The following is a 20,773-nucleotide window of genomic DNA, read 5'->3' on the forward strand; positions in this document are numbered from 1 at the left end:
GCGTCAGGATTTCTTGTCCGGCGTTGGGGTCGCCGGTGCCGGAGGGGCCGGCGGTTGCGGCGCCACGTCCTTCTTGGCGGTGTTTTCAGCGTCCTTTTCGACAGGCGGCAGGCCGTTGGCGATTTTTTCCTTCACCTTGGCTTTGTCCACATCGTCATTGTCGCCGATGAGCGCGCGGTTCCACTGATAAACCGCCTCGATCTTGCGGCCGACGCGCCAATAGGCATCGCCCAGATGGTCGTTGATGGTGGGATCACCGGCCTTGAGCTCGATGGCGCGTTCCAGTTCCGTCACGGCCTGATCGAAGTCACCCAGCCGGAAATGGGCCCAGCCGAGCGAATCGACGATGTAACCGTCGTTCGGCCGAAGCTCGACCGCGCGGCCGATCATCTTCATGGCGTCATCGAGATTGATGCCCTTATCCACCCAGGAATAACCCAGATAGTTCAGAACCTGCGGCTGATCGGGGTTAAGCTCCAGCGCCCGCTTGAAATTCGGTTCGGCCTTGTCCCATTGCTTCAGCCGCTCATAGGCGATGCCGCGTTGGAAGAACACCGACCAGTCAGATTTCTGCGGCACGGCACCGATCACCTCGACTGCCTTGTCGTAGTTCTCAGCCATCGCCTTATAGTCCTTGGCGTCGGAAAGAACGCTGCCATAAGCGAGGTAGGAACGGATGTCCTTCGGGTCGGACTCGAGCAGCGACAGAAGATGCTTGCGCGACTCCTCCACCTTGCCGGTCTGCGCGAGCGTCAGTCCGAGCTGCAGCTCGGAGATGCGGTGCATCGGCGAATCCTTCGGCACTTCGCGATAGAAGGTGATGGCGCGCTCAGGCTGCTTCATCGCTTCGGCAAGGCCGCCAAGAAGAATGAGCGTGTCCGGGCTCTTCGGGTCAAGGGCACGCGAGGTTTGCAGATAAAGCGTCACGATCTCTTCGGCGCCCTCACGGTTCAACGCGCCGGCAATCGAGAACATGACGCTGGCCGCACCCTCCACGGCATTGGTGATCTGCTGCTCCGGCTTTTCACCCTTTTCGATCGCTTCACGAAGCGCTTTCAGCGGCGCGTAATTCGGTGCGAAAGTATCACCGACGGCGATCGCATCGAGTGCCTTCTGCTTGTTGCCGGCGGAAGCTTCCAGCCGCGCAAGCGCCATGACCGCGCGCATATAGGTATCGGAGGCGGTGGCTCCGCCTTCACGGTCGGTCACGGCTTCGTTCAGGCTCTTGCGGGCGGCTTCGGTATTGCCGGAAACCAGTGCAATGGCCGCGGCATTGTATTTCTGGAAGATCGAAATCCAGCCGGGACCCTTCATATTATTGACGAGCGCCAGCGCTTCCTTCGGCTTGCCGGAACCGGCACGCGCCCAGGCGGTCAAAAGCGTGTTGACCATGCGGTCGAGATCGTTCGGACCGGAATATTTCAGGATCTTCTCGGCCTTGGTGAATTCCTTGTCCTTGATGGCGTCGAGACCGCGAACGATGGTCGTGACGCGCTCCACCGAGGTATCGTCCTTCACGGAATCGGCAATTTTCGCGCCGGCCTCGAAGTTGCCGCTCAGAAGTTCGGCGATCATCAGCCGCTGGCGGATTTCCGAATTGGCCGGATCATATTCCAGCGCCTTCTTGTAGAGCGAAATCGCGGTGGGATAATCCTGGTCGACATCGGCGTTGCGCCCGGCGAGGAAAGCGCCGGAGAAGGTGTTGACCTTGCCGGGATCGAAGGTAACGGCTTTATCGTCCGGTTTCGCCTTTGTCTCCGCAAAGCCGGGGCTGGCACCCGCGCCGATTGCGAGAGCGGCGGCAAGAGCCGCGCTGCAGAGAAGACGAAGTGCTGGTTTACGCCGCATGAGGGAACCTTTGCCTTTGTGCGAATGCACGGAAAAATCAGTTTCCATTGTTTGGTCACGATAGAATGGCTTTTTTGAAGCAACCCCGCAAGAAATTATGGCCGTGCCACAATCACGCCTTGCGGGGAAACCGGCCCGGAACGTCGGGCGGATGGGCTTGTCCATCCGCCTTTTGCTGAGGGCTTGAACGTCAGTTGAGACGCTCGATGCAGAAGTCGATGACCTCGAGAAGCGCATTTTTCCATGGGCTCTGCGGCAACGGCGCAAGCGCGTCACGGGCAATCGTGCCGTAATGCGTGGCGCGACCGATCGTGTCGCCCAAGCCGTTATATTTGGTAATCAGACCAAGGGCCTTTTCCAGGTTCTCGTCGCTGCTTTCGCCCTTTTCGATGGCGTTGCGCCAGAAGGCGCGCTCATCCTGCGTGCCGCGGCGATAGGACAGGATGACCGGCAGCGTGATCTTGCCTTCGCGGAAGTCGTCACCGGTGTTCTTGCCGAGATCGGCGGACTTGCCGCCATAATCCAGCACGTCGTCGACCAGCTGGAAAGCGAGGCCGAGATTCATGCCATAGGATTTCAGCGCGCTGCGGCTGGCCTTGTCCGTCTTGGCGACGATGGGGCCGACTTCGGCCGCCGCGGCAAAGAGGGCGGCCGTCTTGGCGCGAATCACCTGCAGGTAATCGTCCTCGGTCGTTTCCATGTTCTTGGCGACCGAAAGCTGTAGTACCTCGCCCTCGGCGATGACGGAAGCGGCGGTGGAGAGCACATCCAGCGCATCCAGCGAACCGACATCCACCATCATGCGGAAAGCCTGGCCGAGCAGGAAGTCGCCGACGAGAACGCTCGCCTGGTTGCCCCAGATGGTGCGGGCGGTGGATTTGCCGCGACGCAGATCGCTTTCATCCACCACATCGTCGTGCAGAAGCGTCGCCGTGTGCATGAACTCCACGCTGGTGGCGAGCTTGATGTGGTTATCGCCCTCGTAACCGAACATCGAGGCCGAGGCGAGCGTCAGCATCGGCCGCAGGCGTTTGCCGCCGGAGGAGATAAGATGGTTGGCCACCTCGGGTATCATCTGGACATCGGAACCGGCCCTGGAAAGGATAAGCTGGTTCACCCGTTCCATGTCGGGACGGGTCAGGTCGACAAGCGGCTTGACGGATGCGAGTTTGTTTTTGCTTTCTTCAAGCGGTATGACGACGCCCAAGGGACAGGACTCCAATTCGAATTTGAACTCGACAATAAAAACTGATGCCTTGTGCGGCAAGGGGCGAATTGCCGCTAGCCATTCAAAAAGATGGGAATTTAAGGTCTATCCATGCGTGAACTGATCCGTACCAACGATGCCGTGCTTCTTTCCTTCGCTGAAAGCCTGATGAAGGACGCCGGCATCCATTGCCTTGTCGCCGATCAGGCGATGAGCATTCTGGAGGGATCGCTCGGCCTTTTGCCGCGACGGTTCCTGGTGGAAGAAGACCGCGCCGGTGAGGCCCGCCGCATTCTCATGGATGCCGGGCTGCGGGATGAGTTGCGTAACGAAGAGGTTTGAGCGGCGGTGGGCGACGGCATTTCCGAAACGATCGACGCCTTTCACCGGGGTCGGTTTCACATCATCCAGCCGAAGGGCAGGGGGCACCGGGCGGGCATGGATGCTATGCTTCTGGCCTCGCTGGTGGCGGATGACCGCGCCTGCCGGATCGCCGATCTCGGCGCCGGTGCCGGTGCCGCTGGCATGGCGGTGGCGGCGCGGCTCGAAAAGGCCGAGGTGACACTCTATGAGCGCTCCCCGGAAATGGCGGAATTTGCCCGCCGCAGTCTCGAATTGCCTGACAATGCCGCTTTTTCGGCCCGCGTCGAGGTTCTCGAAGCCGATGTGACGCTGCGGGCGAAAGCCCGTGTCGAAGCCGGATTGCCTGATGAGCATTTCCATCACGTCATCATGAACCCGCCCTATAATGACGCGGGCGACCGCCGCACGCCGGATGCCCTGAAGGCCGAGGCGCATGCCATGACGGAGGGCCTGTTCGAGGACTGGATCAGGACCGCGAGCGCGATCATGGTTTCGGGTGGGCAGCTTTCCCTGATTTCACGGCCGCAATCGGTGGCGGAGATCATCGCCGCCTGCGGCAGCCGCTTCGGCGGCATCGAGATCACTCTCATCCATCCCCGCCCCGGCGAGGATGCGGTGCGCATGCTCGTCACCGCGATCAAGGGATCACGCGCAAAGCTCACTTTCCGCGCGCCGCTCATCATGCACGAGACCGGCAGCCATGCCTTCACGCCCTTTGTGGATGACCTCAATAATGGCCGCGCCGCCTATTCTCGCAATGTAAGGGCAATCCGGACGGCGTCATAAATATCGTTGCGGCGCCATTCGCAAACCATTGCGTTTTGCCCGGCGATACATACATCCGTGACAACAAGATAATTGACGCGAGGATTGATTGGTGGGTTTTCTGAAGCATCTGGTGCCGAAACGCTTTCGCAAAAAAGAGCTCGTCATCCCCGTCGTGCGCATGCAGGGCGCGATCATGGCCGGCGGCAACCAGTTCCGCCCCGCCCTCAATCTCGCCTCCTATGCGCCGTTGCTTGAAAAGGCCTTTGCCGTCAAGGACGCCCCGGCCGTCGCCATCTCCCTGAATTCTCCCGGCGGCTCGCCGGTGCAGGCGCGGATGATCTATAATCGTATCCGCCAGCTTGCCGAGGAAAAGGACAAGAAGGTCCTGATCTTCGTGGAAGACGTGGCTGCCTCCGGCGGCTACATGATTGCGCTTGCCGGCGATGAGATCATCGCCGACCCCACCTCCATCGTCGGTTCGATCGGCGTCGTATCCGGCGGCTTCGGTTTTCCGGAAATGCTGCGGAAGATCGGCGTGGAGCGCCGCGTCTATACCGCCGGCGAAAACAAGGTCATCCTCGATCCTTTCCAGCCGGAAAAGGAAGGCGATATCGATTACCTGAAGTCGTTGCAGGTCGAAATTCACAATGTCTTCATTGATATGGTCAAGATGCGCCGCGGCTCGAAGCTGAAGGGCGATGAGACGATCTTCTCCGGCCTGTTCTGGACCGGCATGCGCGGCCTTGACCTCGGCCTGATCGACGGGCTTGGCGACATGCGGGAAGTTCTTCGCCGTCGTTACGGCACAAAGGTCAAGCTTCAACTCGTCAGCGGCGGGCGTTCGCTGTTCGGCAAAAAAGTGCCTGGCGTGAATACGGCGCTCGGCCTCAATGCTGAAAGGCTCGCGGCAGGCGCCGTCTCGGGTCTTGCGGAGGTTGCCGAAGAAAAGGCATTGTGGTCGCGTTTCGGTCTATGATGTCGCAGGAATAAGGCCTTATGGCGCAGCTCATTACAATTCTTCTTCTGGTGGTGGGGTCCATTATCCTCTATCGCCGCTTTGTTCGCGACGCGGAAAAGCTGTCGGCGAAATCGAAACAGCGCGAGAAGGAACGCGAAACCGGCGCCATCGGCACGCTGATCAAGGACCCGGAAACCGGCGAATATCGCGTCAAGCGCGAGGACGAGGCGTAATTTTCCTGTAACGCAGAATTTGTTATAGTGGCTCTGGAAACAGGAGGCCAACATGCGTGTCACGAAATGGGGCGACAGTCTTGCAGTCCGCATTCCGGCGGATGTTGCCGAAGCGCTGCATATCAAGGAAGGCGACGAGGTGGATGTTGTGACCCCGACTGAACCCGCTGCCCAAACGTCGACTGAAGGCGAACGGCGTCAGGCGCTGGAGAAAATTCGAGCGCGGCGCTGGACCTTGCCGCCGGACTACAAGTTTGATCGCGACGAGGCGAATGAGCGGTGAACGGAACGCCCTTCGTTGACACCAATATTCTGGTCTACGCTTCCACCTCCGACCGGCGGTCGGAGGTAGCCAACACGATAATATCGCAACCTTTCATTACCGGAGTGCAAGCGCTTAACGAGTTTTCGGTCGTCGCGCGAAGAAAATTGCGAATGGAATGGAGCAGTATACGTTCCGCTTTGGAAGATTTCAGAACGGCAGCCGCACGGATTGTGCCGCTGGATGTTAATTTGCACATAGCGGCGCTTGATCTCGCGGAGAGATACAACGTCGCCTTCTACGATGCTCTGATGTTGGCGGCAGCGCTGGAGGCCAAAAGCACTGTCTTTATCTCCGAAGACATGCATGACGGCCTTACTGTCGAAGGGCTGCTGAAGATCGTCAACCCTTTCGCATCCAGCCGCCACGCATAAAACCTTGACCCCCACGCCATGCCGTGGCACCAGTCCGCATCCGAAGTAAGTCACTGCTTACTTGTCCTCCTAACGCCGCGATGACTGAAATGACCGATATTCCCGACCATATGAACCCGAAGCGTTCCTTTCAGGCACTGATCCTGACGCTGCACAATTACTGGGCCGACAAGGGCTGCGCGGTGTTGCAGCCCTACGATATGGAAGTGGGCGCGGGCACGTTTCATCCGGCGACGACCCTGCGCGCGCTGGGCCCCAAGCCGTGGAAGGCCGCTTATGTGCAGCCGTCGCGTCGTCCGTCTGACGGGCGTTACGGGGAAAACCCCAACCGGTTGCAGCACTATTACCAGTATCAGGTCATTCTGAAGCCCAACCCGTCCAACCTGCAGGAGCTGTATCTCGGCTCGCTGAAGGCCATCGGCCTCGATCCGCTGCTGCATGATGTGCGCTTTGTTGAGGACGATTGGGAAAGCCCGACGCTCGGCGCATGGGGTCTCGGCTGGGAATGCTGGTGCGACGGCATGGAAGTGTCGCAATTCACTTACTTCCAGCAGGTCTGCGGCATCGAATGCTCGCCGGTTGCGGGAGAGCTCACCTATGGTCTGGAGCGTCTGGCCATGTATGTTCAGGGCGTCGACAATGTCTACGACCTGAACTTCAACGGCCGTGAGGGCGAAGAGAAGATTTCCTATGGCGACGTCTTCCTGCAGGCCGAGCAGGAATATTCCCGCCATAACTTCGAATTTGCCGATACATCAATGCTGCACCGCCATTTCATCGATGCGGAAAAGGAATGTCTGGCGCTTCTCGCCGCCGGTGCGCCTGGCGACAACGACAATCAGCGCCTGCACAAATGTGTATTCCCGGCCTATGATCAGTGCATCAAGGCAAGCCACGTCTTCAACCTTCTGGATGCGCGTGGCGTGATCTCGGTGACGGAACGCCAGAGCTATATCCTGCGCGTGCGCACGCTGGCGAAAGCCTGCGGCGAAGCCTTCCTGCTGACGGATGCAGGCGGGTTGAACTGGAACAGGGCCGCCTGAACATTTATGTAAGGCGGGCAACAGTCTAACGTGCGGATGCCATGCGGTGTCCGTGCCTCTTGAGGAGGGGTCGGGAATGTTCATCACGCTGGCAATCATCGCGGCAATCGCGCTTTATGTCGTCTTCATCTATAACGGCCTCGTCAAGGCGCGGCAGATGAAGGAAGAGGCGTGGTCGGGCATCGACGTGCAGCTGAAACGCCGCGCCGATCTCATTCCCAACCTCATCGAGACCGTCAAAGGTTATGCCGCGCATGAAAAAACCACCTTCGAGGAGGTGATCGCCATGCGCAACCGGGCGCAGGCCGTGCCGGCGGGTGATGTTGAAGGCCGAGCCCAGGCGGAAGGCCTGCTGTCGCAGGCGCTCGGCAAGCTCTTTGCGCTTGCTGAAGCCTATCCCGATCTGAAAGCCAACACGAACTTTCTGGAATTGCAGCGGTCGCTGGAAACCATCGAAGGCGAACTCCAGATGTCGCGCCGCTATTACAATGGTGCCGCCCGCGATCTCAACGTCAAGGTGGAGAGCTTCCCGTCCAATCTGGTCGCTGGCCAGTTCGGGTTTTCCAAGGCGCCCTATTTCGAGATCGACAATCCGGCCGACCGCGCCGTGCCAACAGTGAAATTCTAAGCACCGGTTCCCAATCTCCCGCGGATATTCCGATAGCCCGGCTTTCTGCCGCATTCTTTGACAAGACGACGATCATGATCGAACTGACCATCACCCCGCCCGGCCACCCGCTTTCCGGCAAGGTGGAGCCGCCCGGCTCCAAATCTATCACCAACCGCGCGCTTCTGCTCGCCGGCCTCGCCAAGGGCAAAAGCCACTTGTCAGGCGCGCTGAAAAGCGACGATACGCTTTATATGGCCGAAGCGCTGCGCGAGATGGGCGTGAAGGTCACCGAGCCTGACGCCACCACCTTCGTGGTCGAAAGTTCAGGCGTGCTGCAGCAGCCGGAAAAGCCGCTTTTCCTCGGCAATGCCGGCACCGCCACGCGCTTCCTTACCGCCGCCGCCGCACTTGTCGACGGTGCCGTCATCATCGATGGTGACGAGCACATGCGCAAACGCCCGATCATGCCGCTGGTGGAAGCCCTGCGTTCGCTCGGCGTCGAGGCGGAAGCGCCGACCGGCTGCCCGCCCGTCACCGTCTGCGGCAAGGGCACAGGGTTCCCCAAGGGCAGCGTCACCATCGACGCCAACCTTTCCAGTCAATACGTGTCAGCGCTTCTGATGGCCGCCGCCTGCGGTGACAAGCCTGTCGATATCATCCTCAAGGGCGAGGAAATTGGTGCGAAGGGTTACATCGACCTCACCACATCCGCCATGGAAGCCTTCGGAGCGAAGGTGGAGCGGGTCAGCAACGCCATCTGGCGCGTGCACCCAACCGGTTACACGGCAACCGATTTCCACATCGAGCCGGATGCCTCTGCTGCCACCTATCTCTGGGGCGCGGAGCTTCTGACCGGCGGTGCTATCGACATCGGCACGCCTGCGGACAAATTCACCCAGCCGGATGCAAAGGCCCATGAGGTCATGGCGCAGTTTCCGCATCTGCCCGCCGAAATCGATGGTTCGCAAATGCAGGATGCCATTCCGACCATCGCGGTTCTCGCCGCCTTCAACGAGACGCCGGTGCGTTTCGTCGGTATTGCCAATCTGCGCGTCAAGGAATGCGACCGCATTCGCGCCATCTCGCTCGGCCTCAACGAAATCCGCGAGGGTCTGGCGCATGAAGAGGGTGACGACCTGATCGTACATGCCGATCCGTCGCTCGCCGGGCAGACGGTCGATGCCTCCATCGATACCTTTGCCGATCACCGCATCGCCATGAGCTTTGCACTGGCGGCGCTCAAGATCGGCGGCATCGCCATCCAGAACCCGGCCTGCGTGGCCAAGACCTATCCGGGCTACTGGAAGGCGCTCGCTTCGCTCGGCGTCGACTATACCGAAAAGGAAAGCGCTGCCGAGCCGCAGCACTGAAGCCATTAGGGAGGGATCACCCGTGAAGACCATCGCCGCAAGACTTCTCGCGCTGTTCGTCTTCCTGGGCGTCGCCTTCCCGGCCTTTGCCGAGGAATTCATCCGCTCCTACCACTCGGTCGTCGAGGTGGCGGCGGATGGCAAGCTGACGGTGACGGAAACCATTACCGCTCGTGCCGAAGGCCAGAACATCAAGCGCGGCATCTTCCGCGATTTTCCGCTTTATGCGCTGGATGCGAATAACCGCCGCACCAGGGTGGATTTCAACGTCGTATCCGTGGAGCGCGATGGTGCGCCGGAGAGCTGGCGCACCGAAAATATCGATGGTGGCATCCGCATCTATACGGGCAGCGCCGAGCGTTTTCTGCCAACCGGCGAACACATCTTCCAGATCACCTATACCACCGCTCGGCAGATCCGCTTTTTCAGCGATTATGACGAGTTGACCTGGAACGTCACCGGCAATGGCTGGCAATTTCCGATGGGCGAGATTTCCGCGACCATCACGCTGCCGCGGGGCGTCAAGGCCACCGATACCGCCGTCTTTACCGGTCCGCTGGGCGCGAAAGGCAGGGATGCCCGGATCCTTAGCGAAGGCAATGAAGTCTTTTTCGCCACCACCCGCCCGTCTTCGGTGGGTGAGGGCATGACGGTTGCGGTCAAGCTGCCCAAAGGAGCCATCGCTGCCCCTGATACCTCGCAGGAGGCGGGCTGGTGGCTGCGGGATAATCTCGCCATCCTGCTTTCGGGCGGCGGGCTTTTTGTCGTGCTGCTTTATTACCTCAGGGCCTGGTTCGCGGTGGGCCGCGATCCGGCCAAAGGCGTGGTCGTGCCACGCTGGGATGCGCCGGAAGGGCTTTCCCCGGCTCTGGTCAATTATGTCGATAACCGCGGTTTTTCCGGCGCGGGCTGGACGGCGCTCTCCGCCTCCGCACTTGATCTGGCGGTAAAGGGTTTTGTCGTTCTGGAAGACCTGAAGAATTCCATCGTCATCCGCCGCACGGAAAAGGGAACCGCCGCCGATCTGCCAACCGGGCAGAAGACGCTGCTCTCCGCCATCGGCGGTCCGGGCGAAACACTGACCATCGACAAGGCCCATGGCACGCAGGTTGAAAAGGTTGGTTCACAATTCCGCGCAGCGATAGAAAAAGAGCATCGCGGCAAATATTACCGCAGCAATGCCGGCTATATCGTTTTCGGTATCCTCTTCAGCATCGCCATCATCATCGCGACGCTGGTGTTCGGCGATCTGGATGAAGGCGCCATCGCCGCCGTGCTGGTCTTCGGCTTTTTCTCCTTCTTCTTCAGCATCCTGTCGATCGGCATCGGCCGGCAGTTCTCGCGCGGCGCGTCGTTGAGCAAGCGCATCGGCGGCATCGTCATGCTGGCCTTTGCCGGTTTTGTGGCTTTTTCAGTCATTGGCGGCATAGCCACGCAGATCCTGCTGGATGTGACGCATGACACCAAGTCGCTGGCGCTGGCCGCCATTGGCGGCATCGTGCTCACCAATGCGCTGTTCCTGTTCCTGATGGGCGCGCCGACGCCGCTCGGCCGCAAGCTGATGGATGGCATTGAAGGCCTCAGAACCTATCTGACGCTGGCGGAAAAGGACCGGATGAATATGGCGGGTGCGCCCGCCATGTCGCCGCAGCATTTTGAAACATTGCTGCCCTATGCCGTGGCGCTCGGCGTCGAAAAACCGTGGAGCCGCACCTTCGAGACATGGCTCGCGACAGCCGCTGCCGGTGCCGCCGTGGCAAGTTATGCGCCCGGCTGGTATTTGGGCAGCAATTACGGCAGCTTCGGCGACAGGATCGGCGGCTTTTCCACCTCCATGGCGAGCACCATCGCCTCCACCATCCCACAACCGGTCAGTTCCTCCGGCTCCAGCTTTTCGGGCGGTGGCGGCGGCGGTTCTTCCGGCTCGGGTGGCGGTGGTGGCGGTGGCGGCGGCTGGTGATGCGCGCCGGCGGTAATTTAACCGAATGCATTGGTGACTTTTGCCGCGTTGCTTGCTAAGCCGACCGCAATCGTCCGACAACAGATAAAGTCCTGATCCCATGCCCGATCTTCTGCTTGAACTCCGCTCCGAGGAAATCCCTGCCCGCATGCAGCGTAAGGCGGCGGGCGATCTGAAGAAACTCGTCACCGACGCTCTGGTGGAGAGAGGGTTGACCTATGAGGGGGCGCGCGAATATTGGACGCCGCGCCGCCTGACGCTGGATATTCGCGGCCTCAACGCCCGCTCTGCCGATGTGCGCGAGGAAAAGAAGGGCCCGCGCACCGATGCCAATGAAAAGGCCATCGAGGGCTTTCTGCGCGGTGCCGGCCTGAACGATATCTCGGAAGCGCAGGTCGTTTCCGATCCGAAGAAGGGCGATTTCTACATCGCCATCATCAACAAGCCCGGCCGCCCGGCGGAAGAGATCATCGCCGAGGTGATGCCCGGCATCATCCGCTCCTTCCCCTGGCCGAAATCCATGCGCTCCGGCCCGGCCTCCATGCCGAAGGGCTCGAGCTATGCTGGCATTGAAGGCAAGGGCTCGGAGAGCCTGCGCTGGGTGCGCCCGCTGCAATCCATCGTCTGCCTGTTCGGTCCGGAACATGACGAAACCCAGGTCATTCCTTTCGCCATCGACGGCATCGTCGCGGGCAACGTCACCTACGGTCACCGGTTCCACGCGCCCGGCCCGATCACCGTGCGCCGTTTCGAGGACTATGTCTCGAGCCTCGAAAAGGCGAAGGTCATTCTCGATGCCGATCGCCGCAAGGACATCATCCTGCACGATGCCAAGGATCTGGCCTTCGCCAACGGTCTTGAGCTGGTGGAAGACGAAGGCCTGCTGGAAGAAGTCTCCGGCCTCGTCGAATGGCCGCAGGTGCTGATGGGTACTTTCGAGGAGGATTATCTGCAAATCCCGGCGGAAATCATCCGGCTGACCATCAAGACCAACCAGAAGTGTTTCGTTACCCGCAATCAGGGTGCGGAAGAGGGTCTTTCCAACCGCTTCATCCTGATCTCGAACATCGAGGCAAGTGACGGGGGCAAGGAAATCATCCACGGCAACGGCAAGGTCGTGCGCGCCCGTCTTTCGGATGCCCGCCATTTCTGGAACCGCGATCAGGGCGATCTGCCCGATCTGGAAACACTCAAAGATTCGGCCGCAAAATTCGACCTCGATCTGAAAAAGCCGCTCGACCAGCGCATGGCAAAGCTGGATGCGCTGAACGTTACCTTCCATGCCAAGCTCGGCACGCAGGGTGAACGTGTGGCCCGCATCCGCGAACTGGCAAAGGCACTAGCCCCTGTCGTCGGTGCCGATGGAGCGCTGGTAGACCGTGCGGTGGTGCTGGCGAAAGCCGACCTGCGCACGGAGGCAGTCGGAGAATTCCCCGAGCTTCAGGGCCTGATGGGCCGCAAATATGCGGTGCTGCAGGGCGAAAACGAAAGCGTCGCTGCGGCGATTGAAGACCACTACAAGCCGCAGGGTCCCTCCGACCGCCTGCCAGCCGACAAGGTGGCGATCACGGTTGCTCTCGCCGACAAGCTCGATACGCTCGTCGGTTTTTGGGCCATCGATGAGAAGCCGACCGGTTCGAAGGACCCCTTCGCTCTGCGGCGCGCGGCGTTGGGTGTGGTACGTATTCTGCTCGAGAAGAACGTCCGCCTGCCGTTACTGAGCGTTGCGCGGGATTCAGACCTTCTCTCCTTCTTCCACGACCGCCTGAAAGTCTATCTCCGCGATCTCGGTGCCCGTTACGATCTGATCGACGCCGTCCTTACACCGGAATCCGATGATCTCCTGATGATCGCCCGCCGTGTCGAGGCACTCACCGCCTTTATTACCGGTGAAGATGGCAGGAACCTTCTGGCAGGCGCCAAGCGCGCCACGCAGCTTCTGGCCGCTGAGGAAAAGAAGGGCACCGTGGTGGCCGATGGCGTCTCGGAAGAGCTCTTGAAGCTCGACGCCGAAAAGGCGCTTTACGCCGCGATCAAGACCGCCTCTGCCGATGCCGCAAAGGCCGTCGAGGGTGAGGATTTCCGCTTCGCCATGCAGGCGCTTTCGACGCTGCGCGCGCCCGTCGACAAGTTCTTTGAGGATGTGCTCGTGAATGACGAAGATGCGGCCATCCGCGCCAATCGTCTTGCGCTGTTGAAGGCCATTCGCGAGGCGACCGGCACGGTTGCGGATTTCTCGAAGATCACGGGGTGATGGGTTTGGGGGTAAACGGGCATTGCAGAATGCTGGGTTTCACCCCCCTCTGTCCTGCCGGACATCTCCCCCACAAGGGGGGAGATCGGATCGTTGCTACCGTTCGATCATCTTCAACGTTAAGGATTTGGCGGGGAGTGTCCCGCTTGCCGATCTCCCCCCTTGTGGGGGAGATGCCCGGCAGGGCAGAGGGGGGTAAGCCACGGTCTCGACTCCCGCAGGATGAGTTCCCATTGACCCACACGCCTCCCAAAATCCTCATCAGCGCCTGCCTCCTCGGCCAGCCCGTCCGCTATGACGGCAAGGGAAAACCTCTATCCCACCCGGCAGTCGAACGCTGGCGGAAGGAGGGCAGGCTGGTGACGATCTGTCCGGAAATGGCCGGCGGCATGCCCGTGCCGCGCCCGCCGGCGGAAATCGAGAAGGGGGCCTCCGGTCTCGATGTGCTGGAAGGCCGCGCCCGGGTGCTGGAAGTAACCGGCGGCGATGTTACGGCGGAATTTATTGCCGGTGCGGAAAAGGCACTGGCCTTCGCCAAGGCCAATGGCTGCACCCACGCGCTGCTGATCGACGGCAGTCCGTCCTGCGGATCGGTTGCGATTTACGATGGCTCGTTCTCCGGCATCAAACACGCAGGCAATGGCGTGACGGCGGCGCTGCTCGAAAAAGCCGGTATTGCGGTCTTTTCTCCGGCCGATATCGATAGGCTCGATGCGCTGACCCGTTGAAAAAAGCGCCGGAGTTTCCCCCGGCGTCGTTGTTCATAGCCTCGGAGCGGATCACCCCGCCATGCGCATCTCGCGCGCCATGCCATGAAGCTGGTGGCCGGAGGAGACCCGGAAGCCGCGGATGAGGTTCAGCAGCTCTTCGGTATCCACCGCCAGCGCTTCCGCCGAAGCCGTGGTCTCTTCCGCCATTGCCGCATTGTGCTGGGTGGCGACATCGAGTTGGTTCAGCGACGTGGAGATCGAACGCAGCGTCGTATCCTGTTCGGCGGCCGAATGGGCGATCTTGCTGACGATCTCGTTGGCGGATTTGATCTGGTCTGAGATGCGTTTCAGCGCGTCGCCAGCCTCGCCGACCAGGCGCACGCCGTTTTCCACCTGGGCGGAAGAGCGGGCGATCTGGTCCTTGATCTCCTTGGCGGCGGCGGCGGATTTCTGCGCCAGTTCGCGCACTTCCTGCGCCACCACGGCAAATCCCTTGCCCGCTTCGCCCGCACGGGCTGCTTCCACACCGGCATTCAGCGCCAGAAGGTTGGTCTGGAAGGCGATGACGTCGATCACGCCGATGATGTTGGAAATCTGGTCGGAGGATTGTTCGATACCGCTCATCGCCGTGATCGCTTCTTCCACCACCCGGTCGCTGCGTGTCGCTTCCGAGCTGACGGTGGTGACACGCTTGGCGGCGTCAGCCGCACCTTCCGCCGTCTGGCGCACCGCAACCGTCAGTTCATCGAGAGCTGCGGAGGTTTCTTCCAGATTTGCAGCCTGCCGTTCGGTACGCTGCGAAAGCTCATTCGAAGCCTTGCGGATTTCGTCCTTCGAGCCGCCAATGTCGATGCTCTTGGTGTTCACCTTGGCCATGGCGGCATCGAGATGCGTCAGAGCCTCGTTGAAATTGTCGCGTAGCGCCGCATAACGGTTGCCGAGATCTTCGCAGCGCACGGTCAGATCACCACCTGCCAGCTTCTCCAGCGCGTCGCCGATGGTGGCGACGACCCGCGCCTGCAAGGCGGCCTCGTCGCGCTGCATGTCGAGATTGTTCTGGCGCTCGGCATCCAGCTGCTGCTGCTGCTCTTCCTCACGGCGCTGCATGGCATGGCGCTCGCGGACCTTGTCCTGCAGCGAAGCGGTGGCCTTGGCCATCATGCCCACTTCGTTGGTCAGGCCGGTGTGGGGAATGGCGAGCGAAACGTTCTCATTGGCCACTTCGCCGAGTGCACGGTGAATGTCGCCAAGCGGTTTCGAAATGCCGCGGATGACGTAGAAAGCAGCGGCAAGTGCTAGCACGAAGATGGCGGCACCGATGGACAGCGCCTTCATCACCTCGCCACGAACCTGCGCATTCAAATCGTCGATGTAAACGCCGGTCACGACCACCACCTGCCAGGGCTCGAAGGCCAGCGCGTAGGAGCTCTTGGCGTAATCATTGCCTTCCATGCCAGGCTTCGGACCGTAGAAATCCGTCTGCCCGCCGCCATTGCGGCCAAGCCGCACCAGCTCGTCACGATAGGCAAAGCCCTTGCTGTCGGGCTTACCCTTGTAGTTTTCCCCGACACGTTTCGTATCGGGATGGAATTTCATCGTCACGTCGTAGTCGTAACCGAAGAGATAGCCATCGGGGGTGAAGCGCATGGCGCTGACGGTCGCGTAAGCCTGTTTCATGGCTTCGTCGCGCGAAAGCGTCCCGGCCTTTTCCTTGTCATGGAAGGATTGCAGGATGGAGATCGCCGATTGCACCTGCGTCCGCAGCATGCCGTAGCGTTCCTCATAGATCGCATCGGTGGCGGATTTCAGCTGGTAGAAGGTCGCCGCGCCGAAGGCGGCCATCAGGGCCACCACGAGAACGATCAGTTGACGGGAAATGGAAAGGTTCTTCATGGGCGCTCGCAAGGTTTGGGATCGCGCGTCGTAAAAACGCCGCGCGGTACCGATGTTTCGGAAAGGGGAGAGGCGCATGATGCGCGATGAAAGGGCCGGAGCGACTGCCCGCGCTATGGCCTTTTTCTGTGCTGCATTGCACTATAGACCCACTTAGCGGCCAAAAATTTGAATAAATATTTAATTAGCGAAGGCTTTATCAGGTTGGGCTGACAGAATAAGCGGCGGAGAAAGTAATATTCCCCGCATGGTTGCGGCATTGCTTGGATAATGCAGCGAAAGCGCGATTATTTGACGTTTGTCATCAAAAGCGCCGCTGGCGGATCAGTTGCCCCGCAACTGGAAATCCGGAAACTGGGGCGTGCCGATCACCGAGGCGTTGGCCGGCTTGGATGCATTGTCGCTGGAAATTGCCTTGACGGCCGCCGTGGTCGTCGTCACGTCGATGCCGGCCGGCGTTGACGCCGTCTCAGCGGGAGGTGCTTCGGGTGCCGCGTCGTCATAGGTGGCGATGGCGGTGCTGGAGGGGTCCGTCATCCATGCGGGATTGGTGCTGACGAAGGTGACCGGCGCACCGCCAAGCCAGGCTTCGGTGCGCACCAGCGTGCGTTTGCCGTCGACCTCGTGCATTTCAGTGTGTTGCGTGCCCGGCTCGATGGACGGAACGGCATAACCCTGCGCCGCGGGTTTGTTTTTCAGCGGCTGGCAGCCGGCGCAATTCAGGCGAACGAAGCTGCCATTGGTGACTTGCACGTCATTGATATATTCGATGGAGGACGCCATCGCCGACCCGCTGGTCAGCACGACAATCGCTGTCAGAAAAAGACGCTGCATCGAAACCCCCGAAAAGACGGCGCGGCCTCGCAATCGAGACATCATGCGCCATGCAATAATGGGGCAAGTATTACCGGTCTTTCGTTTCCATCGGGTCAGCAAACTTGGTAAAAATTGAACGAAATAGTCGCTGCCGAGCCGATCTGCTTTAAGGATCAGGCCTTTTCGCGGGCAATGGCCTGCCAGCCGATATCGCGGCGGCAAAAGCCGTTTTCCCATTCAACCTTGTCGGCCAGCGCATAGGCGCGCGCCTGCGCTTCCGTCACGTTTCTGCCAAAGGCGGTGACATTGAGCACACGGCCGCCGGTCGCAACGAGTTTGCCGTCCTTCAGCGCAGTCCCGGCATGAAATACCTTGGCTTCTTCGCTGGCCTCGGGAATATGGGCGATCGGCGTGTACTTGTCATAAGCGCCGGGATAACCCTTGGAAGCAAGAACCACGGTCAGCGCTGCATCGTCGCGCCATTCCGCCTGCACCTTGTCCAGCGTGCCGGTGGCCGTGGCGTAGAGGATCGGCAAAAGGTCACTCTTGAGGCGCATCATCAGCACCTGGCATTCGGGATCGCCGAAGCGAACATTGTATTCGATCAGTTCCGGACCCTTGGCGGTGATCATCAGGCCGGCGAAAAATACGCCGGAGAAAGGGTTCCCATCCTTGGCCATGCCTGAGATCGTCGGCTCGATGATCTCCTTCATGGTGCGCTCCACCATATCAGGTGTCATGACAGGGGCGGGGGAGTAAGCGCCCATGCCGCCGGTATTCGGGCCGGTATCGCCATCGCCGACACGCTTGTGATCCTGCGCGGTGGCGAGCGCCAGCGCCGTCTTGCCATCGGAAAGGCAGAAGAAACTCGCTTCTTCGCCGTCGAGGAAGGCTTCCACCACCACCTCAGTGCCGGCTGCACCAAACGCGCCGTCGAAACAGTCATCGATGGCGGCAAGCGCTTCGGCTTCCGTCATGGCCACGGTCACGCCCTTGCCGGCGGCAAGCCCATCCGCCTTGATGACGATCGGCGCGCCCTGTGCACGGACATAGTCCTTGGCAGGTTCAGCGGATTTGAAACGCTGGTAAGCGCCGGTAGGGATATCGTAACGGGCGCAGAGGTCCTTGGTGAAACCCTTGGAGCCCTCGAGCTGGGCGGCGGCTTTCGAAGGTCCGAAAGTGGCGATGCCGGCGGCGCGCAGATCGTCCGCCAGACCCGCGACCAGCGGTGCTTCCGGGCCGATGACGACGAAGTCGATTGCCTTTTCCTTGGCAAAAGCGATGACGGCAGCGTGATCTTCCACGTCGAGCGAAACGAGTGTGGCGTGGTCGGCGATGCCGGGATTACCGGGTGCGGCATAAAGCGCGTCGATGAGGGGAGACTGGGCGATTTTCCACGCCAGCGCATGTTCGCGTCCGCCGGAACCGATCAACAGAACTTTCATGGTCAATACCCCTGCAAATTCGCCAGTAACCTTGTGGCACGGGCGTTAAGGGCAGGGGGGCGAAAGGTCAAGGAGAAAGCGCCGCAAATGCCTGTCTTTCCCTTGAAGTCAGCCTTTCCTGTGGAATCGTGGATACCTCTTGTTGTCACGCCACAATCAGACATTATGTTCGCCGCTCCAGACGCCACAGCAGAGAACCCCATGACCGCAGACAATGCCCGCCTCGCCTCGCTCATCGCCTCCGAAATCAACGCCCGACCCGATCAGGTAAAGGCGGCGGTGGCCTTGCTGGACGAGGGCGCGACCGTGCCCTTCATCGCCCGCTATCGCAAGGAAGTGACCGGCGGTCTCGATGACACCCAGCTTCGAACGCTGGCGGAACGCCTTGTTTATCTGCGCGAACTGAATGCGCGCCGCGCCTCCATCGTCGATTCCATCACCGGCCAGGGCAAGATGTCCGATGAGCTGATGGTCAAGATCATGCAGGCGGGCACCAAGGCGGAGCTGGAAGACCTCTATCTGCCCTATAAACCGAAGCGCCGCACCCGCGCGGAAATCGCCCGTGAACGTGGTCTCGGCCCGCTCGCCGAAGCTATCTGGGAAAACCGCGCTGCCGATCCGGCGAAACTCGCGGAGGCCTATGTCAAGGGTGAGGTGGCCGATGTGAAGGCGGCGCTCGAGGGCGCGCGCGACATCGTCGCCGAGACCATGACGGAAAACGCCGATCTTCTCGGCCGCCTGCGTGATTACATGCGCCGGAACGCCACCTTCCGCGCCAAGGTCGTGGATGGCAAACAGGCGGCGGGCGAGAAGTTTTCGGATTATTTCGACCATTTCGAGCGCTGGGCAACGGTGCCGGGCCACAGGGCACTCGCCATGCTGCGCGGCTGGAACGAAGAAATTCTTACACTGACGATCGATGTCGATGCGGATGATCCCGCGCCGGTGAAGCCGTCGCAGCGCACCATCGCCGCCGCTTTCGATATCCGCAATACCGGACCTGCCGATCAATGGCTGATGGAGGTGGCGGGCTGGACCTGGCGCGTGAAGCTTTCCATGTCGCTGTCGCTCGACCTGATGCGCGAGTTGCGCGAGCGGGCGGAAGAAGAGGCGATCAATGTCTTTGCCCGCAATCTGAAGGATCTGCTGCTGGCCGCCCCCGCCGGATCCCGCGCCACCATGGGTCTCGATCCGGGCATCCGCACCGGCGTCAAGGTCGCGATCGTGGATGGCACCGGCAAGCTGCTGGACACCAGCACGGTTTATCCCTTCCCGCCCAAGAACGATGTTCGCGGCACGCAGGCCGAACTCGCCTCGCTGATCCGCAAACACAATGTCGAACTCATCGCCATCGGCAACGGCACGGGCAGCCGTGAAACCGAAAAGCTGGTGGCCGATCTTCTGGCACAGCTGCCGGCTTCCGCTTCCGGCGCCAAGCCCACGAAGGTCATCGTCTCGGAAGCCGGCGCGTCGGTCTATTCCGCTTCGGAACGGGCGGCAGCCGAATTCCCCAATCTCGACGTGTCGCTGCGCGGTGCCGTTTCCATCGCCCGGCGTCTTCAGGATCCGCTGGCGGAACTGGTGAAGATCGAGCCGAAATCCATCGGCGTCGGACAATATCAGCACGATGTCGACCAGGGCCGCCTCAGCCGCTCGCTTGATGCCGTGGTGGAAGATGCGGTGAATGCCGTCGGCGTCGATCTCAACACGGCCTCGTCGCCGCTTCTGGCTCGGGTCTCCGGTCTTGGCAGCTCGATTGCCGATGCCATCGTTGCCCATCGTGACCAGACCGGCCCTTTCGCCAGCCGCAAGGAATTGCTGAAAGTGCCGCGGCTTGGCCAGCGCACCTTCGAACAATGCGCCGGCTTCCTGCGCATCCCGAACGGCAAGGAACCGCTGGATTCCTCTTCGGTGCACCCGGAAGCCTATGGCGTGGCGAAAAAGATCGTCGCCGCCTGCGGCCGTGATCTGCGCTCGCTGATGGGGGACAGCGCGGCGCTGAAAGCGCTTGATCCGAAGCGCTTCATCGACGAGCAGTTCGGCCTGCCGACCGTGAAAGACATCATAGCCGAACTGGAAAAACCCGGTCGCGACCCGCGCCCGAGCTTCAAGACCGCGACCTTTGCCGATGGTGTGGATGAGATCACCGATCTGAAACCTGGCATGCTTCTGGAAGGCACCGTCACCAATGTCGCGGCCTTCGGCGCTTTCGTGGATATCGGCGTGCATCAGGATGGCCTGGTGCATGTCTCGCAGCTCGCCGACCGTTTCGTGAAGGACCCACATGAGGTCGTCAAGGCGGGCGATGTGGTCAAGGTGCGAGTCGTGGAAGTGGATGTAAAGCGCAAGCGCATCGGGCTAACCATGCGCAAGGATGGCGGTGAGGCGGCGCCGCAGCCGATGCGTGAAAAGAACAATGCGGGCGCTATGCGCCATGCCACAGCCAAGCCGAAAGAGCGCAACGAGGGGTCGCAATCCGGTGGTGCTCTCGCCGCCGCTTTGGCCGAAGCCATGAAGCGACGCTGACCTCTGGTTGAATTGTTTTTTGACAAAAAGGCCCTGCCGGACACGCCGGCGGGGCTTTTTGCTTGATGAAATC

Annotated in this window: 18 protein-coding genes; 13 read left to right on the forward strand and 5 right to left on the reverse strand. The window is 60.7% G+C overall.

The window, feature by feature from the left end; translation table 11 throughout:
- Window positions 1-3: 3 nt before the first annotated feature.
- Both NYR50_RS01365 and NYR50_RS01370 read right to left on the reverse strand, forming a co-directional pair.
- Window positions 4-1,848: a tetratricopeptide repeat protein gene (locus NYR50_RS01365; RefSeq protein ID WP_418136530.1), complete on the reverse strand. Its 1,845-nt coding sequence runs from the start codon at window positions 1,846-1,848 to the stop codon at window positions 4-6.
- Window positions 1,849-2,038: 190 nt separating this feature from the next.
- Window positions 2,039-3,055, reverse strand: a complete 1,017-nt coding sequence (locus NYR50_RS01370) for a polyprenyl synthetase family protein (protein ID WP_010971026.1) — start codon at window positions 3,053-3,055, stop codon at window positions 2,039-2,041.
- Window positions 3,056-3,166: 111 nt separating this feature from the next.
- Here NYR50_RS01370 and NYR50_RS01375 point away from each other — a divergent pair, with 111 nt between their 5' ends.
- The 12 genes from NYR50_RS01375 to NYR50_RS01430 all read left to right on the forward strand — a co-directional run bounded on the left by NYR50_RS01375 (window position 3,167) and on the right by NYR50_RS01430 (window position 14,038).
- Complete coding sequence (locus tag NYR50_RS01375; protein WP_418136531.1) at window positions 3,167-3,397, forward strand: DUF2007 domain-containing protein; 231 nt, start codon at window positions 3,167-3,169, stop codon at window positions 3,395-3,397.
- A 6-nt stretch (window positions 3,398-3,403) separates the two neighbouring features.
- Entirely contained in the window at window positions 3,404-4,204 is an 801-nt protein-coding gene (locus tag NYR50_RS01380) for a tRNA1(Val) (adenine(37)-N6)-methyltransferase (protein ID WP_418136532.1), read from the forward strand.
- Window positions 4,205-4,292: 88 nt separating this feature from the next.
- The gene (locus NYR50_RS01385) at window positions 4,293-5,162 is read left to right on the forward strand and encodes a S49 family peptidase (RefSeq protein ID WP_174007441.1); all 870 of its coding nucleotides are present in this window, start codon (window positions 4,293-4,295) and stop codon (window positions 5,160-5,162) included.
- Window positions 5,163-5,182: 20 nt separating this feature from the next.
- Window positions 5,183-5,377 carry an NfeD family protein gene (locus tag NYR50_RS01390; protein WP_080825993.1) on the forward strand — a complete coding sequence of 65 codons (195 nt, stop codon included), beginning with the start codon at window positions 5,183-5,185 and terminating at the stop codon, window positions 5,375-5,377.
- Between the two features lie 52 nt (window positions 5,378-5,429).
- On the forward strand, window positions 5,430-5,660 hold the full coding sequence (locus tag NYR50_RS01395) for an AbrB/MazE/SpoVT family DNA-binding domain-containing protein (RefSeq protein WP_418136533.1): 231 nt from the start codon (window positions 5,430-5,432) through the stop codon (window positions 5,658-5,660).
- Complete coding sequence (locus NYR50_RS01400; RefSeq protein WP_418136534.1) at window positions 5,657-6,073, forward strand: PIN domain-containing protein; 417 nt, start codon at window positions 5,657-5,659, stop codon at window positions 6,071-6,073. Before NYR50_RS01395 ends, NYR50_RS01400 begins: the two co-directional genes overlap by 4 nt.
- An 80-nt stretch (window positions 6,074-6,153) precedes the next feature.
- A complete protein-coding gene (locus NYR50_RS01405; RefSeq protein ID WP_173992601.1) occupies window positions 6,154-7,116 on the forward strand; it encodes a glycine--tRNA ligase subunit alpha in 963 nt (320 codons plus the stop codon).
- A 76-nt stretch (window positions 7,117-7,192) separates the two neighbouring features.
- Window positions 7,193-7,744: a LemA family protein gene (locus NYR50_RS01410; protein ID WP_269698614.1), complete on the forward strand. Its 552-nt coding sequence runs from the start codon at window positions 7,193-7,195 to the stop codon at window positions 7,742-7,744.
- Window positions 7,745-7,818: 74 nt separating this feature from the next.
- Window positions 7,819-9,096: a 3-phosphoshikimate 1-carboxyvinyltransferase gene (aroA, locus tag NYR50_RS01415; protein ID WP_418136535.1), complete on the forward strand. Its 1,278-nt coding sequence runs from the start codon at window positions 7,819-7,821 to the stop codon at window positions 9,094-9,096.
- A 22-nt stretch (window positions 9,097-9,118) separates the two neighbouring features.
- Window positions 9,119-11,056 carry a DUF2207 domain-containing protein gene (locus tag NYR50_RS01420; RefSeq protein ID WP_418136536.1) on the forward strand — a complete coding sequence of 646 codons (1,938 nt, stop codon included), beginning with the start codon at window positions 9,119-9,121 and terminating at the stop codon, window positions 11,054-11,056.
- A gap of 100 nt (window positions 11,057-11,156) precedes the next feature.
- Entirely contained in the window at window positions 11,157-13,310 is a 2,154-nt protein-coding gene (glyS, locus tag NYR50_RS01425) for a glycine--tRNA ligase subunit beta (RefSeq protein WP_418136537.1), read from the forward strand.
- Window positions 13,311-13,543: 233 nt separating this feature from the next.
- Window positions 13,544-14,038 carry a DUF523 domain-containing protein gene (locus NYR50_RS01430; protein WP_418136538.1) on the forward strand — a complete coding sequence of 165 codons (495 nt, stop codon included), beginning with the start codon at window positions 13,544-13,546 and terminating at the stop codon, window positions 14,036-14,038.
- A 51-nt stretch (window positions 14,039-14,089) separates the two neighbouring features.
- Here NYR50_RS01430 and NYR50_RS01435 read toward each other — a convergent pair whose 3' ends face one another.
- The 3 genes from NYR50_RS01435 to purD form a co-directional block, all read right to left on the reverse strand.
- Window positions 14,090-15,913 (reverse strand): methyl-accepting chemotaxis protein, encoded by a 1,824-nt coding sequence (locus NYR50_RS01435; RefSeq protein ID WP_418136539.1) that lies wholly within the window; start codon window positions 15,911-15,913, stop codon window positions 14,090-14,092.
- 324 nt (window positions 15,914-16,237) lie between these two features.
- The gene (locus NYR50_RS01440; protein WP_418136540.1) at window positions 16,238-16,747 is read right to left on the reverse strand and encodes a plant virulence effector HPE1-like domain-containing protein; all 510 of its coding nucleotides are present in this window, start codon (window positions 16,745-16,747) and stop codon (window positions 16,238-16,240) included.
- Window positions 16,748-16,902: 155 nt separating this feature from the next.
- Window positions 16,903-18,174 carry a phosphoribosylamine--glycine ligase gene (purD, locus tag NYR50_RS01445; protein WP_418136541.1) on the reverse strand — a complete coding sequence of 424 codons (1,272 nt, stop codon included), beginning with the start codon at window positions 18,172-18,174 and terminating at the stop codon, window positions 16,903-16,905.
- Window positions 18,175-18,375: 201 nt separating this feature from the next.
- Between purD and NYR50_RS01450 the strand changes: the two genes are divergently transcribed.
- Entirely contained in the window at window positions 18,376-20,700 is a 2,325-nt protein-coding gene (locus NYR50_RS01450; RefSeq protein ID WP_418136542.1) for a Tex family protein, read from the forward strand.
- Window positions 20,701-20,773 lie beyond the last annotated feature (73 nt).

Origin of the sequence: Agrobacterium sp. El2ro-1b (assembly GCF_048298475.1) — a bacterium.
In the GTDB taxonomy this organism is placed as follows: Bacteria; Pseudomonadota; Alphaproteobacteria; order Rhizobiales; family Rhizobiaceae; genus Agrobacterium; species Agrobacterium fabrum.

Excerpts from the sequence above, each read along its gene's own strand:
- NYR50_RS01395 (WP_418136533.1), top strand. The coding sequence starts at position 5,430 with ATGCGTGTCACGAAATGGGGCGACAGTCTTGCAGTCCGCATTCCGGCG.
- NYR50_RS01450 (WP_418136542.1), top strand. The coding sequence starts at position 18,376 with ATGACCGCAGACAATGCCCGCCTCGCCTCGCTCATCGCCTCCGAAATC.
- NYR50_RS01390 (WP_080825993.1), top strand. The coding sequence starts at position 5,183 with ATGGCGCAGCTCATTACAATTCTTCTTCTGGTGGTGGGGTCCATTATC.
- NYR50_RS01405 (WP_173992601.1), top strand. The coding sequence starts at position 6,154 with ATGACTGAAATGACCGATATTCCCGACCATATGAACCCGAAGCGTTCC.
- glyS (WP_418136537.1), top strand. The coding sequence starts at position 11,157 with ATGCCCGATCTTCTGCTTGAACTCCGCTCCGAGGAAATCCCTGCCCGC.
- NYR50_RS01365 (WP_418136530.1), bottom strand. The coding sequence starts at position 1,848 with ATGCGGCGTAAACCAGCACTTCGTCTTCTCTGCAGCGCGGCTCTTGCC.
- aroA (WP_418136535.1), top strand. The coding sequence starts at position 7,819 with ATGATCGAACTGACCATCACCCCGCCCGGCCACCCGCTTTCCGGCAAG.
- NYR50_RS01410 (WP_269698614.1), top strand. The coding sequence starts at position 7,193 with ATGTTCATCACGCTGGCAATCATCGCGGCAATCGCGCTTTATGTCGTC.
- NYR50_RS01440 (WP_418136540.1), bottom strand. The coding sequence starts at position 16,747 with ATGCAGCGTCTTTTTCTGACAGCGATTGTCGTGCTGACCAGCGGGTCG.
- NYR50_RS01435 (WP_418136539.1), bottom strand. The coding sequence starts at position 15,913 with ATGAAGAACCTTTCCATTTCCCGTCAACTGATCGTTCTCGTGGTGGCC.
- purD (WP_418136541.1), bottom strand. The coding sequence starts at position 18,174 with ATGAAAGTTCTGTTGATCGGTTCCGGCGGACGCGAACATGCGCTGGCG.
- NYR50_RS01375 (WP_418136531.1), top strand. The coding sequence starts at position 3,167 with ATGCGTGAACTGATCCGTACCAACGATGCCGTGCTTCTTTCCTTCGCT.